This window comes from Rathayibacter sp. VKM Ac-2879 (genome assembly GCF_015351245.1).
GTDB lineage: Bacteria > Actinomycetota > Actinomycetes > Actinomycetales > Microbacteriaceae > Rathayibacter.
On record NZ_JADKSO010000001.1, the window covers coordinates 867,791 to 880,712 of the forward strand.

Genomic DNA, 12,922 nt, shown 5'->3' on the forward strand with positions numbered 1-12,922 from the left:
TGTATTAGACTTTCACGAACTCGCATAACGGCTATGGTAATGCGGGCTCTATTGGTGCCATTGGCCGTCCCGTGATAGAGAATTTCCTTCGGAGCGCCTATGATGCCAGCGTCTGTGACGCTCACGATTGTAGGAGATGTAGATTGTGATAATCTCGCCTCGCTTATGCCAATTGAGTTAGGCGATCTTCACGTCGGTTGACCGGTTCTTGCTGAGGCAGAACCGCCACTAGTGTCGCGCACGGGCTCGCGCTTCGACCCGGTCGCCAATGCAGATCGGCTGGCAATCGGTTTCGAGGTGCCTGGTGCAATGGGGTACGGCTGCGGTGCGGACTCGAGTCGGTAGTCGTTGGGCGCAGGTCAGTGGAGAGCGTTGGCCGCGGCGGCGCGCTCCACCGCGGTGAAGGCGGACCGTCCAGTCCCCGTTGTCGTAGTTCACCGTGACGCTCCGAGAGCCCTTCTCGTCGGTGGAGGAGAGCCCGAGCGGAGGAAGTCCGCATGGCAGGGGCGAGCCATGGGGCACCTGCATGCCCGGTTGTGGCCGCCGCGAAGGGAAGAGCAACGGGCTCGCTCACCGCGTCGGGGCCGACCCGGTAATGTGTTCGGCCGCCTGGTCGCGCTATGCCGTGATGGCCACCGGACGCGACGAACTCCTGGCGATGCCGCCGTCACTTTTCCCTCCTGCTGCATGGTCACGATGAGGCTGCTCCTTCTCTGCCTGAGCTTCGACGACTTATTTACCGTCCTTGAAGACACTATGTGTGATAGTGTCCTAGAGGACGGTTTCGGAGCCGCCGGGGTCCCGTTCAGCGGATGCCTCGCCGCGTGCACGACAGGGATCTCTCATCGGAGAAGGGAACACACAATGAGCAACAAGCTGGAAGACAATGAGCTGCCGGCCGCGGTGCGCGGTTTCGTCGACGGATGGCAAGGGGGCGACGCGGACAAGGTCGGAGCGCTGTTCGCCGAGAACGCGGTGGTCTCGGACCAGGGCGAGACGCATCGTGGTCTGGACGAGATCCGCGGCTGGATCAACAAGGACATCAACCTCTTCACCACGACCCTCTCGTTCCTGCGGGCGCGCGAGGTCGACGGCATGGTGGGAGCGTCGTACCGCCTCGAGGGCGACTTCCCCGGCGGGGTCGCGGACCTGGAATACCAGTTCCACCTCAACGACGACGGGCAGATCGTCCAGCTTGACTTCGCGCCGGCGCAGGCCGTCTAGCTGACGAACACGAGAAGAGGCCGCCCCAGCCAGGGCGGCCTCTTCTCGTTGCCAGGATGGCTCAGACTCGGCCGCAGCATCCAGCAGGGAGACGGCACCAGTGCTGGCAGGCTTGTCAGTATGGTGTGACCTTTGCGGCTGACGACAACGCGCCGGCCAGCCGAGGTGCAGCTGACCGGCGCGTGAGCTGACGTGTCGTCAGGCCGTGCGGACAGTCCCGCCGTCAATCACGACCTCGGCACCCACGATCGCTGATGCCCGATCGGACACGAGGAAGCCCACGAGGTCCGCCACCTCCTCCGTCTCGGCGAAGCGGCCCAGGGGCACGCCTCCGAGCGAATCGAGGACGAGCTGTGCGGCCTCCTCGCGACTGATCCCGTTGCCCTCGGCGATCCGGTCGTAGAACACCTTCGTGCCCTCCGTGCTGATGCCGCCGGGGCTGATCGTGTTGACGCGCACGCCCTTCGGTGCGACCTCGGTAGCGAGTCCCTTGCTGTAGGTGCGGAGCGCGCCCTTCGCTGCCGCGTAGGGGAGTGTGGACTCCCACTGCGGCACCTGGCGCTGGATCGAGGTGAAGTGCAGGACGACCCCCGAACCATTGGTGATCATGGTGGGAATGAGTGCGGCGTCCAGGCGCACCGCGCCCAAAAGGTTGAGCTGGAGCTCGGCGATCCACTGCTCGTCGGAGATGACCGCGAAGCCGCCCGTCGGCGTCGATGATCCCCCGACAACGTGCACGAGGATGTCGACGCCACCGGCCTTCAGCATCTCCGCGGCGACGATCTCGGTGCCCTCCTTCGTGGAGGTGTCGGCGGCGATGAAGCGGTCGGGGCGGTCGTAGCCCTCCGGCATCGACCGAGCCGACACGTAGACGTCCGCCCCGAGTTCGCGCAGCCTCTTCACGACCGCTACGCCGGTGCCCTTCGTTCCTCCGGTGACCAACGTGCGGCGACCGTCCAGGCGATCGCGATCCGTGCTTGCCATGTGTGTGTCCCATCACTCGATGAAGTCGTCAAGCGCTGACATGAAGCCGCGCTCCAAATCCTGTCCTGTGGGACAGTAGCACAAGTGTTGTCTTGGAGGACATGAATGGGAGGCGTCACTCCTTGGGCGGGAGGAGGCCTCGTTCGAGCATCTTCTCGGCCGAGGTGATCGCGTCTTTGACGAACCTCACCGTGAGGTCGGTGTAGGTCTCGATGTCGCTCTCGGACCAGCCGTCGAGGACCTCCGCGATCATGCGGTCGCCGAGGGTGTACACGCCGTGGGCGGCGGTCTGACCGGCTTCCGTGAGGCTGATGAGGGTTGCCCGACGGTCGGAGGGATCGGTGCTGCGCCGCACCAAGCCGTCGGCTTCAAGCCGGCGCACGATCTTGCTCACATGCGAGGCCCCGGTGGACAGCACCTCCGACAGGGCGGAGGGCCGCATTGGACCCCAGGCGAGCAGATGCCGGAGGGTCGAGTGCGACTGCTGGTCGATGCTCTCCCCGCTCTTCGCGAGAATCTCGCCCTGAAAGGCGGGAGAGTCCCACAGCAGAATCAGCGCACTGAGGTTGGCCAGCAGCTCGGAGCGGTACGGGAAGTCGCTCGCGCGGCGCGGTCGCGCCGCCTCGGAGTCTGCACTGTCGCTCATCCCGAAACTCTACTGAGCGCGAGCGCGAATCAATGTCGCGCGAGACACCAGTGACAGACCGAGGAGCTGTCCAGTGCAGAGCCGCGGCAGAACGTCATCGCGGCGCCCGCGGGTGTGCGGGTGCCGCAGCAATCCACTTTAATGTCTTTTAGGACAGTAAGTGCTACTGTTGACCCATGGGTTCGAGCGGCGCAATCGAGTTTGGAGGCGGCGACGCGGCGCTGGGCCGGCCTCAAGATCGATGGCGAGGCACCGGGAGCACTTCCTCGAGCAAGTCGGCGTTCTGGTGCAATCGGTGCGGTCTTCCAGGGAGTCACCTTCTCTGAGGTGCTCCCAAAGAACGCTCTCAGTCACGTACCCGCCAGCTCGAGAATGCTCCCCGACGAATGGACCATTAAACCCGTGCCGGGGATGCACCCACGCTTGCGCGTCCTGCTCTGCGAGGCGGACACATAGGCACCACATCCCGCTGCTCGTCGCCGCGAACGAGCCTGACCGGAGCCGTGACCGAACCCAGCCCCGGTCTTCGAGGAAAGAGGCTTCATGGGAACAATGGACGAGCTGATCAACTCGACCGTGGTTGACCATCTGCGATCATCGCTGCATGCCGTGCAACCCACGCTCGACCTTTCGACGCTGACCGAGACGCGCACGGCCCTCGGCGAGATGCGGTTGCGGGACAGGGTCGACCTGGTACGGGACGCGCTCCTGACCGACCTCCCATCTCATTTCGCGTCATCGGAACGCATCGTGCAAGAGGTGCTCTCGGTGCCGGAGTTCGCGGGATGGATGATCTGGCCGACAACGGAGTTCGTCGCCGCACGAGCACTAGAAGACGGGTCGACGGGTGCATTCGACGCGGCCATGATGCTCCTCGCGCGGCTGACTGTCGGACTCAGCAGCGAGTTCGCCATCCGCGACATGCTCATCGCTCGACCCGAGCGCGCGCTCGGCATCATCCGCACCTGGACCGAGCACGAGAACGAGCACGTACGCCGGCTCACCAGCGAAGGCACACGCGCCTACCTGCCGTGGGCGAAACGCGTGCCCTGGCTGATAGAGAACCCCGATGCCACCCGAGGGATCCTGGACACGCTGTACCGCGATGCTGCCGAGTACGTGCGGCGGTCGGTCGCCAACCACCTCAACGACCTCAGCCGCGTCGATCCCGCTCTGGTCACGCGCACAGCTCAGGGCTGGACCGAGCGAGCCGACGCGCACACGCCCTGGGTCATCCGCCGCGGTCTGCGCACCCTGGTCAAGAACGCCGACCCGGAAGCGCTCACGCTGCTCGGCTACTCCGGTACGCGCCTGCGCGTCGGGCTCCCGCAACTCTCGAGCACCACCGTCCGCTTCGAGGAGGCACTGACCTTCACTGCGGTCATCACCAACGACGGCGACACGGATGCGACTGTCGCGATCGACTACTCCATCGGGTTCCTGCGCTCCAACGGGACCATCAGCCCCAAGACGTTCAAGCTGACCTCCCGCACGATCGCACCAGGCGAAAGCGTCACCGTCGCGAAGATCCACTCCTTCCGCCGCATCACCACCCGCACCTACTACCCCGGAACGCACTTCGTCACCGTGCAGGCCAATGGCACTCGCTCGCCCCGAGCCGACTTCACGGTGCACGAGGCGAGCGGCGACCCCTCCGCATCCCGAGGAGACAGCGCATAACCGAGCCGACGGCCCGGCCGCGGTTCAGCCGCAGCGCAGCGCTGGGTAGGCGGTCGTCGACGTGGACGTCGCCTTCACGCCATTCACCGTCCCGCTCGCGGCGATCGAGACCTGGCCTGCCTGGATCGATGCGGCACGAGTGGTGAACGCCGCGGAGACGGTCTTGCCGGGTTGGACGGCGGTCACGCTCTTGACACCCCAGGGCGTGGTGGTAACCAGATCGACCGGCACAGCGTTGGCATTCGTGCTGGAGACCGTGACCACGACCCGCCCCACTACGCACCGCGCGGCGGTCGTGCTGGCGAGAGACAACGCCGGCGCCGGGCGGACGTCAAGGGCGGACTTCGCCCACTTCTGGTTGGGCTGACCGTTGCAGTCCCACAGCAGCAGTCCGGTGCCGGCCGCCGTCAAACCGCGGTCGACGTCGAGGCATTTGCCAGCCAGGACGCTCCGGAGGGAACCATCGGTGCCGATCGTCCACTTCTGGTTCTGCTGGCTGTTGCACTCCCAGAAGAGGACCGCCGTACCGTTGGCCGTGAGGCTGCGGTCGACGTCGAGGCACTTGCCGCCGACCATGAGCTGCTGGTCGCGCTCGACGAGGCGCTGCGAGAGCGAGTTCGCGGAGCAGTCGGCGATGATCGCGCGATCGCCGTCGTTGAGCGCTCCGCCGGCGGCGTCGACGCAGCGCTGCGCGAGCTCGGACTTCAGGGCGAACGTCGTGCTATCGACGCTGCCGGGCGTGATGCGCAGGAGGGCGAGGCCGTGCCGGGGAACGGACGCTGCGATCGATCCGGTGCTGTTCGAGGTTCCGCCCGTGTAGAGGTCCTCGACCGAGTAGCCGGTCGTTGTGGTCAGTCCGATCTCGGCCGCGGTGGTGCGGATCGCCGTGCTCGACCCGCCGCGGTTGAGGAGCCCCACCGTGACGCTGCCGTCGGACATGGGCTTGGCCCAGACCTCGACGTCGCCGTCGTCCCGGACGCGTGCCGCCTGCTTGCCGTTCGGGTCCTGGTTGACGGCGATGATGCGCTTGTTCGTCAGGATCGTCCGGGTGTCGGCCGACATCGTGGTGATGTCGTTGCCGGCGATCAGCGGTGAGCCCATCAGCGCCCACATGCCGAAGTGCGCCCGATTCTCGGTGGGGGAGAGGACGTTGTTCTTGCCGACCTCGAGCATGTCGGGGTCGTTCCAGTGGCCGGGTCCGTTCCAGGCGGTCAGGCCCGCCTGCACGTCGAGGATCTCGGTGACCCCCATGAAGCAGTCGGCTGTGCAGCCGGAGGACCACGTTGCGGTGATGTCCTCGGTGGTCCGCCACATGTCGGCGATGTCGCCCCAGTAGTACTCTGCGCCGCGGTTGGGCTGGGCGCTGTTGGGGTTGATCGAGTAGACGATCGGGCGCCCCGTGCCGCGCAGGGCGTCCCGCATCAGGGTGAACGCGTCGATCTGCTCCTGCAGCGTGCCTTCCTGCGAGCACCAGTCGTACTTGAGGAAGTCGACGCCCCATGATGCGAACGTGTTCGCGTCCTGGACCTCGTGTCCGCGCGCTCCGGTCGCCCCGGGCGTGGCGCCGAACAGCTGCGCGCAGGTCTTGTCGCGGGGTGCCTGGTAGATGCCGAACTTCAGCCCCTTCGAGTGGATGTAGTCGCCCAGCGCCTTCATTCCCGACGGGAAGCGGACGGGGTCTGCTTGGAGGCTGCCGTCGGCGGCGCGGTTCGGCGACTGCCAGCAGTCGTCCACGACGACGTACTCGTACCCGGCGTCCTTCATTCCGGAGGACACCATTGCGTCGGCGGCGCCACGGATTTTGGCCTCGTCGATCCCGCAGTAGAAGGTGTTCCAGCTGTTCCAGCCGAGTGGTGGAGTGAGTGCCGGGCTGTTCGTCGCGGCCTCGCTCGGTGCAGGCGGAGTGACACTCAGCAGTGCTGCAGCGGCCAGGACGACCGCCGTCAGCATCGCCCAGGGTCGCCGTCGCGTGTGTCTCGTCATTGAGAGTCCTCGTGTTCGATCTGTATGTGGGGGAAGTATCGTCGACCTCTGCGTCGTGGACGCGCAGGCCAGCGGGGGAGGCGCCATCCGGAGGTCTCGGATACGACGACCCGGGCCTCATCGGTGCGGCCATGGGTCGGCCGTTCAGCGGAGGTGCTGAGCGTTCGTTCTGATGTTAGCGTCAACATCCGTATCCCCGTGGCGCATCTTCACGCGGTACCAGGTTACTCGTGCCGTCGTCGATCGCCCCAGCGTCGTGGCGAGAGTTGCGGCAGTAGTCGCGGACAACGGCGCCTCGGTGGAGACCCTCGCTCACACCTCGCCGCGCAGACCGGGCGTCGGATCGTGATCCCACTACGAGCCTTCTCATCGGAACTCGCTCGGCACCGGAACGCGAACGTCGAAAGGCCGTCGCCGCGCTCGATCGACACGAAGACGTCCGGGCAGTGGCATCGATACTCCGCCTCGAACAACCGACGCAATCGGACACATCACGCGAGAACACCTCGAGCCACTCCGGAATAAGGTCTCCTTGTTTTCAGAGAAACCATCTGCCGTGTCGACGCCCAGTTCACCCTCGGTTCGGACGCGTTCGCCGCAGAGCCCCGGCGAGAGGGCCGGGGCTCTGCGGCGCCGGGCGTCGTCCCGGCGAAGGGTTTCGAGCGGGGTTAGCGGTGCTGATCCTTGCTGAGGAGGGCGACCGCGGCTCCGGCCACGGCGATGCCGGCGGCGCTGAGGAACAGCCAGGAGAAGCCTCCCGTCAGGGCCTCCGGCGCGGCGACTCCCGTGCGGACCAGGGACTCCGTGCGGATGGCGGCGACGGTGGACAGCACCGCCAGCCCGAGCGCACCGCCGATCTGCTGGCTGGTGTTGACCAAGCCGCCGGCCAGGCCCGATTCGCCACCCTCGACACCGTCGACCGAGAGTTGGGTCGTGGTCACGAAGGCGCCACCCAGGCCGATCCCGATGAGGACGGTCGGGCCGAGCAGCTGGCCGACGAACCCGGCGTCCGCCGGCGCGAACGACAGCCACACCAGTCCGGCGGCCAGCGCCAGGAGTGAGCCGACGAGAGTGACCTTCGTTCCGACCCGGGTGATCAGCGCGGGAGCCACTCCGGCGACGACGACGAGCGCCCCGGCGAGCGGCAGCTGCGTCAGACCGGTGGTCAGCGCGTCGTAGCCCAGGATGGCCTGCATGTAGACGGAGAGGGCGAAGAACAGGGCAACCATCGCGGCGCCGATGAGGAGCATCACGATGTTGCCGACGGTCAGGTTGCGGTTGGCGAAGATGCTGAGTGGCACGAGGGGATCGGCGGCGCGGCGCTCGATGAGGATGAACGCGGCGCCGAGGACGAGCGCAGCCGCAGCCAAGCCCAGGGTGAGCGGGTGCACGAATCCGAGCTGCTCGACCGCGCTCAGGGCCCCGACCGCTGCGACGAGAGCGCCCGTGACTGTCGCGGCTCCGGCCATGTCCAGCTTGCTGGTGGCACCTACGGTGTCGCGCGTCACGAGGAATGGAACGGAGGCGAGCACAAGCAGCCCGATCGGGACATTGACGAAGAAGACCGACTGCCAGCCGAGGGCTGAGGTCAGGACACCGCCGAGCAGGACGCCCGCGGCGGAGCCGATGCCGGCCACGCCGCCCCACACGCCGAGCGCCTTCGACCGCTCTGCGCTGCCGGGAAACAGATGCGTGAGCAGGGCGAGTGCGGCGGGAGCAAGCAACGCGGCAGAGGCGCCCTGGAGGGAGCGGGCCGCGAGTAGCATCCCGCTGCTTGTCGAAAGCCCGGCCAGTGCGGAGGCGCCGATGAAGCCGGCGACGCCGATCAGGAAGACTCGGCGGTGACCGTAGCGGTCGGCGAGCCGTCCACCGAGGAGGAGGAGACCGCCGAAGGCGAGCACGTAGGCGGTGATGACCCAGGCCAGGGCAGCGGTGTCCAGGTGAAGCTGCTCGCCGAGGATCGGCAGCGCGATGTTGACGATGGACGCGTCGAGAACGACGAGGAACTGCGCGAGGGCGAGCACCGTGAGTGCTAGCCACCGATGCGAGCTCCGCGGGCCGGTACCCCCGGCGGAGGTGGGGACCAAGAGTGCAGTCGACATGAAGGGCTAACCTTTCATTAGGAGAGTGAATAGTCACTCACTTGGAGGGAAATGAACTGGTCGGAGGGACGCGAGTTGATCGGAGGAGCGGGCGCGGCGGTCGGGGGCCGCGTGACCGATCACTCAGGGTGACGGATGCCGTGCGAGAGGATGCGCGCCCAGTCCTCACTGAGGGTGTTGATCTGGGCGGTGACCAGCAGATGGCAGAGCTGCCCGTAGGCGACGAAGCGCTGCACGTCGTCGTCGCCTGCGCCCGAGCGTCGTTTGGCGAACTCGGTGACGGAGGCGAGACCCGCCCGCAAAGCTCTGCCGACCTCCGGGACGTCGGCCACCGACTGTGCATGCACCTGCAGCATCAGCAGGGTGCGGTCGCTGATGAGCTCGGCATACGCCTCGCCCATCGCGTCGAGCACGCCAGCCGGGCTCTGATCGGAGGCGTTGTCAGCGCCGGCTGCGAGTGCCGCGAGGATTTGCTCGAAGCACGCCTCCAGCGCGACCACGAACAACGACTCCTTCCCGGAGAAGAGCTTGAAGACGTACGCGGGGGAGATCCTCGCCTCGCGAGCCACGTCGGCGATGGTCGTGCCGTGGAAGCCGCCCAGTGCGAACCGGCGCAACGCCGCCTCCGTCACGAGCGGGCGGCGAGACTCGGCGGTGGAGAGTGTGCTCGAACTGGCCATGAGAGTGACTGTACACTCACTCATTGCCGTCCGCAACGGTGCGCGTCGATCAGTGACCCCATCGGAGCGAACAGGGCCGCCGACGGCCGGCACCGGTCGCCGCTGGCGGTCCGTCGGGAGCTCAGAGTCAGGACCGATTCTCCGGTCGTGAGTCTCGCCGGCGTCAGCGGAACGTCTCGGCGGCGAGGAGTGACGCAACGAACCCGCCGCGCATCGGGCGAGCGGCGGGTTCGCGAGCGGCAGGTCAGGCGCAGTACCAGGAGTAGGCGTTGCTCTGGTTGCTGAAGTACGCGTTCTGGCCGTACTGGCGCGAGCACCAGTTCTGAACGCTGAGGTTCTTGCGCTCGTTGCGGTCCTTTGCCCACGGCGCATTGTTGTAGAAGCACCGCCAGCCGTAGACGCCCTGGTCGGGGTAGTACAGGTATGCCTCCCAGCCGGCCGTCTGATATTGCAGCCGGCACGCTTGCGTCATCTCGCCGGAAGACAATGCGGACGCGGGAGCGGCGAACCCGAGGACGCCTCCGACTGCGAGCAGACCGCCGACGGCGGCAGCGAGGATCTTGCGTCTGAACATCTTTGCCTCGATTCGTGCCCCGATAGTCCGGGGATGACGCCGGGCGACGCGCCCGATAGCGCACTGTCTACCGGCACGGCTAGGTTGAGGGCGAACAGCCCCCTACCCCGTGAGGAGTCCGAGGTTGCCCCGCCCTCGTAAGCCGCCCGCCGTTCCCGAAACCGCTCTGCATGAACTCGGCCTCGAAATCCGGCACTGGCGGGAACAGCGGGGACTGACGATCTCCGAGCTGGCGACTCTGGTGGGAAAAGACAGACGCACGATACTCGGCGCGGAAGACGGTCGAGATCGTCCGTCGGAGGCGACGGTGAATCTCATCGAACGGCAGCTGTCCTCGGGCGGTCTGATCGCCGCGCGATATGAGGCCGTCCTGGCGGAACGGCGCCAGTGGCGCTTAGAGCGAGGGATTCACTTCACCCCGGCTCCCGACGCCCGGGACGATGATGCCTCGAGCTTCCTCGACGAAACGATCGCCGATGGAACGATGATGGAGCCCGGTCACCGGTTCGAGAAGACGTGGACGATCCGCAACGTCGGGACCGTCACGTGGGAGAACAGATTCCTGGTCCGGATCGGGATGTCGGCTGGTCCCGGCCTCATCACCACTCCCGAACGCGTCGCCGTCACGGCCACAGCTCCGGGCGAGACCTTCACGGCCCGGGTGTCGTGTGTCGCGCCGTATGAGGAGGGGATCAGTCGCGCGAACTTCAAGATGGCCGATGACGAAGGCCGACTCTTCTTCCCTGACCGATACACCGTAGGGCTTCAGATGCAGGTGATCGTGCGACCCGAGAGGAAGCGGACCACTGCGGCGGATCGCGAATGAGCGGCCGGAACGGGAGGTCGCCGCTCACCCACGGAACCGGACGGTCGGCTAGCGTCGCCGCATGACGTCCCCCGAATTCCGTGCCGAGCTCGCGGCCTTTGTCGCGGAGCGGGACTGGGAACAATTCCACACGCCGGAGAACCTGGCGAAGAGCATCGCGATCGAAGCGGGCGAGCTGCTGGAGTGCTTCCAGTGGAGCGCGGAAGGCGAGACGGAATCCGTCCGTTCCGAGCTCGCGGACGTGCTCACCTACTGCCTTCTCCTGGCCGAGCGCATCGGCGCAGATCCTGAAGAGCTCGTGCGCGCCAAGCTCGAGGTGACGAAGGGGAAGTACCCGATCGACAGATCCCGAGGGAGCAGCGCGCGCTATGACGCGATGTGAGATCGAGCGGGTCGTCCTCGACGGCGCGTCCATCGCCGTCTGGTCCCTCGCCGATGATCGGCACTCGAATTGGCCCGTCGTCTATGTGCTCCACGAATCGCGAAGACGCGGTAGGCCGTTGCCGAGGGTCTACGTGGGGGAGACGCGGAGCGCGTCGTCCCGGCTGAGGCAACACCTCGGCTCTCCCGACAAGGCGGGCCTCGACTCCGCACGCATCATCGTCGACTCGACGTTCAACAAATCGGCGTGCCTCGATCTCGAGTCGTTCCTCATCCGCCTGTTCGCCGGCGACGGTCAGCTGGCGGTGCTCAATCGGAACGAGGGCATCGTCGACTCCGACTACTACGAACGCGCGTCGTATCGGGAGCGTTTCGAGGAGATTTTCGAGCGTCTGCGGAGCGAAGGGCTCTTCGCGCGCAGCATTCCGGAGATCGAGAACGATGATCTCTTCAAGCTGTCTCCCTTCAAGGCTCTGACCCAGGAGCAGGCGGTCACGGTCGTCGAACTCATGGAAGGCCTGGTCGAAGACAGGCGAACGGGCACACGGTCGACGTCGATCCTCCAGGGCGAGCCGGGCACGGGCAAAACCATCGTGGCCCTCTACCTGCTCAAACTCCTGGTCGACATCCGCGCCGTCGCAAAGAGGTCCGACCTCGCCGAGGAGGCACACGGTGACGACTCCGTCGGAGGCGACTCGGTCTTCTCGGACTTCTTCCTCCCGGGCATGCGGGAGGTCGTGCGCGACCTTAGGATCGGTATCGTCGTGCCTCAGCAGTCCTTGCGGAAGTCGATAGCGAACGTTTTCTCGAAGACGCCGGGGCTGAGCCCGACGATGGTGCTGACTCCCTTCCAGGTCGGCGAGGACCCCGGCCACTGGGATCTGCTGGTCGTGGACGAGTCGCACCGCCTCACCCAGAGAGCGAACCAGTCGTCGGGATCACTGAACAAGAAGTTCACGCAAATCACAACGATGCTTTTCGGGCGTGACGATCACGACAAGACCCAGCTGGACTGGATCCGAGCGAAGAGCGACCATCAGATCCTCTTGCTCGACGCAGCGCAGACGGTTCGGCCGGCCGACCTGCCGCGCTCTGTCATCGACCCGGTGATGCGGAGAGCCGCTGAGGAGCATCGCCTGCACCGTCTGTCGACGCAGATGCGGGTTCACGCGGGCACGGACTTCGTCGCGTACATCAGAAAGATCTTGGATCCCGCCACAGCCGTCCTCCCTGCCCGGCCCGACTTCGGGGAGTACGACTTGCGGTTCTTCACCGACCTCGCTGCCCTTCGCTCCCGACTGCGTGAACGAGAGAAAGAGGGAGGACTCGCGCGCCTCCTCGCGGGCTATGCCTGGCCGTGGACCTCTCGTCATTCGCGCGGCGCGCACGACTTCGAGATCGACGGGGAGGCGTTGCGATGGAACAGCACGCAGACCGACTGGATCGCCGCGCCCGGGTTGAGCGAGGAGGTCGGATCGATCCACACCGTGCAGGGCTATGACCTCAACTATGCGGGCGTGATCATCGGTCCGGATCTGCGCTGGGATGAGCGTGAAGCCAGGCTCGCGGTGTCGCGGAAGGACTATCACGACAAAAAGGGCAAAGAAAACAACCGTCGTCGGATGGGGCGCGACTACACGGACGACGAACTCCTCCAGTTCGTCGTGAACATCTATGCCGTGCTCCTCACCCGGGGCATGCTCGGCACCTACGTCTACGTGTGCGATCCGGCGTTGAGGGAGCGACTACGAGCCGCTTTCGAGCGACGTGCTCACGGGCTCCTGACGGGCGCCGGCGAGGTGTCGCCCAGCCTGGCTGGCGATGATCGAGGCTGATACCCGA

Annotated in this window: 11 protein-coding genes; 5 read left to right on the forward strand and 6 right to left on the reverse strand. The window is 66.2% G+C overall.

What is annotated here, in order from left to right:
• Window positions 1-864: 864 nt before the first annotated feature.
• On the forward strand, window positions 865-1,224 hold the full coding sequence (locus tag ITJ45_RS04305; protein WP_194607556.1) for a nuclear transport factor 2 family protein: 360 nt from the start codon (window positions 865-867) through the stop codon (window positions 1,222-1,224).
• Between the two features lie 198 nt (window positions 1,225-1,422).
• Here ITJ45_RS04305 and ITJ45_RS04310 read toward each other — a convergent pair whose 3' ends face one another.
• Entirely contained in the window at window positions 1,423-2,208 is a 786-nt protein-coding gene (locus ITJ45_RS04310; protein WP_194607557.1) for an SDR family oxidoreductase, read from the reverse strand.
• Between the two features lie 115 nt (window positions 2,209-2,323).
• Window positions 2,324-2,854: a MarR family winged helix-turn-helix transcriptional regulator gene (locus tag ITJ45_RS04315; protein WP_194607558.1), complete on the reverse strand. Its 531-nt coding sequence runs from the start codon at window positions 2,852-2,854 to the stop codon at window positions 2,324-2,326.
• Between the two features lie 543 nt (window positions 2,855-3,397).
• Between ITJ45_RS04315 and ITJ45_RS04320 the strand changes: the two genes are divergently transcribed.
• Window positions 3,398-4,534: a DNA alkylation repair protein gene (locus tag ITJ45_RS04320; RefSeq protein WP_194607559.1), complete on the forward strand. Its 1,137-nt coding sequence runs from the start codon at window positions 3,398-3,400 to the stop codon at window positions 4,532-4,534.
• Window positions 4,535-4,558: 24 nt separating this feature from the next.
• Here the strand turns inward: ITJ45_RS04320 and ITJ45_RS04325 are convergent, their stop codons facing one another.
• From ITJ45_RS04325 to ITJ45_RS04340, 4 genes are all read right to left on the reverse strand, one after another.
• Entirely contained in the window at window positions 4,559-6,517 is a 1,959-nt protein-coding gene (locus tag ITJ45_RS04325; protein ID WP_194607560.1) for a ricin-type beta-trefoil lectin domain protein, read from the reverse strand.
• A 668-nt stretch (window positions 6,518-7,185) separates the two neighbouring features.
• Window positions 7,186-8,619, reverse strand: coding sequence for an MFS transporter (locus ITJ45_RS04330; protein WP_194607561.1), 1,434 nt, complete (start codon window positions 8,617-8,619; stop codon window positions 7,186-7,188).
• A 119-nt stretch (window positions 8,620-8,738) separates the two neighbouring features.
• Complete coding sequence (locus tag ITJ45_RS04335; protein ID WP_194607562.1) at window positions 8,739-9,299, reverse strand: TetR/AcrR family transcriptional regulator; 561 nt, start codon at window positions 9,297-9,299, stop codon at window positions 8,739-8,741.
• A 244-nt stretch (window positions 9,300-9,543) separates the two neighbouring features.
• Window positions 9,544-9,873: a hypothetical protein gene (locus ITJ45_RS04340; protein ID WP_194607563.1), complete on the reverse strand. Its 330-nt coding sequence runs from the start codon at window positions 9,871-9,873 to the stop codon at window positions 9,544-9,546.
• Window positions 9,874-9,997: 124 nt separating this feature from the next.
• Here ITJ45_RS04340 and ITJ45_RS04345 point away from each other — a divergent pair, with 124 nt between their 5' ends.
• The 3 genes from ITJ45_RS04345 (at window position 9,998) to ITJ45_RS04355 (ending at window position 12,915) form a co-directional block, all read left to right on the forward strand.
• The gene (locus ITJ45_RS04345; protein ID WP_194607564.1) at window positions 9,998-10,699 is read left to right on the forward strand and encodes an NBR1-Ig-like domain-containing protein; all 702 of its coding nucleotides are present in this window, start codon (window positions 9,998-10,000) and stop codon (window positions 10,697-10,699) included.
• Between the two features lie 61 nt (window positions 10,700-10,760).
• Entirely contained in the window at window positions 10,761-11,081 is a 321-nt protein-coding gene (locus tag ITJ45_RS04350; protein ID WP_194607565.1) for a nucleotide pyrophosphohydrolase, read from the forward strand.
• Between the two features lie 133 nt (window positions 11,082-11,214).
• Complete coding sequence (locus tag ITJ45_RS04355) at window positions 11,215-12,915, forward strand: DNA/RNA helicase domain-containing protein (RefSeq protein ID WP_323742849.1); 1,701 nt, start codon at window positions 11,215-11,217, stop codon at window positions 12,913-12,915.
• Window positions 12,916-12,922 lie beyond the last annotated feature (7 nt).

Coding starts and splice junctions, on each gene's coding strand:
- ITJ45_RS04305 (WP_194607556.1), top strand. CDS start 865: ATGAGCAACAAGCTGGAAGACAATGAGCTGCCGGCCGCGGTGCGCGGT.
- ITJ45_RS04310 (WP_194607557.1), bottom strand. CDS start 2,208: ATGGCAAGCACGGATCGCGATCGCCTGGACGGTCGCCGCACGTTGGTC.
- ITJ45_RS04315 (WP_194607558.1), bottom strand. CDS start 2,854: ATGAGCGACAGTGCAGACTCCGAGGCGGCGCGACCGCGCCGCGCGAGC.
- ITJ45_RS04320 (WP_194607559.1), top strand. CDS start 3,398: ATGGGAACAATGGACGAGCTGATCAACTCGACCGTGGTTGACCATCTG.
- ITJ45_RS04325 (WP_194607560.1), bottom strand. CDS start 6,517: ATGACGAGACACACGCGACGGCGACCCTGGGCGATGCTGACGGCGGTC.
- ITJ45_RS04330 (WP_194607561.1), bottom strand. CDS start 8,619: ATGTCGACTGCACTCTTGGTCCCCACCTCCGCCGGGGGTACCGGCCCG.
- ITJ45_RS04335 (WP_194607562.1), bottom strand. CDS start 9,299: ATGGCCAGTTCGAGCACACTCTCCACCGCCGAGTCTCGCCGCCCGCTC.
- ITJ45_RS04340 (WP_194607563.1), bottom strand. CDS start 9,873: ATGTTCAGACGCAAGATCCTCGCTGCCGCCGTCGGCGGTCTGCTCGCA.
- ITJ45_RS04350 (WP_194607565.1), top strand. CDS start 10,761: ATGACGTCCCCCGAATTCCGTGCCGAGCTCGCGGCCTTTGTCGCGGAG.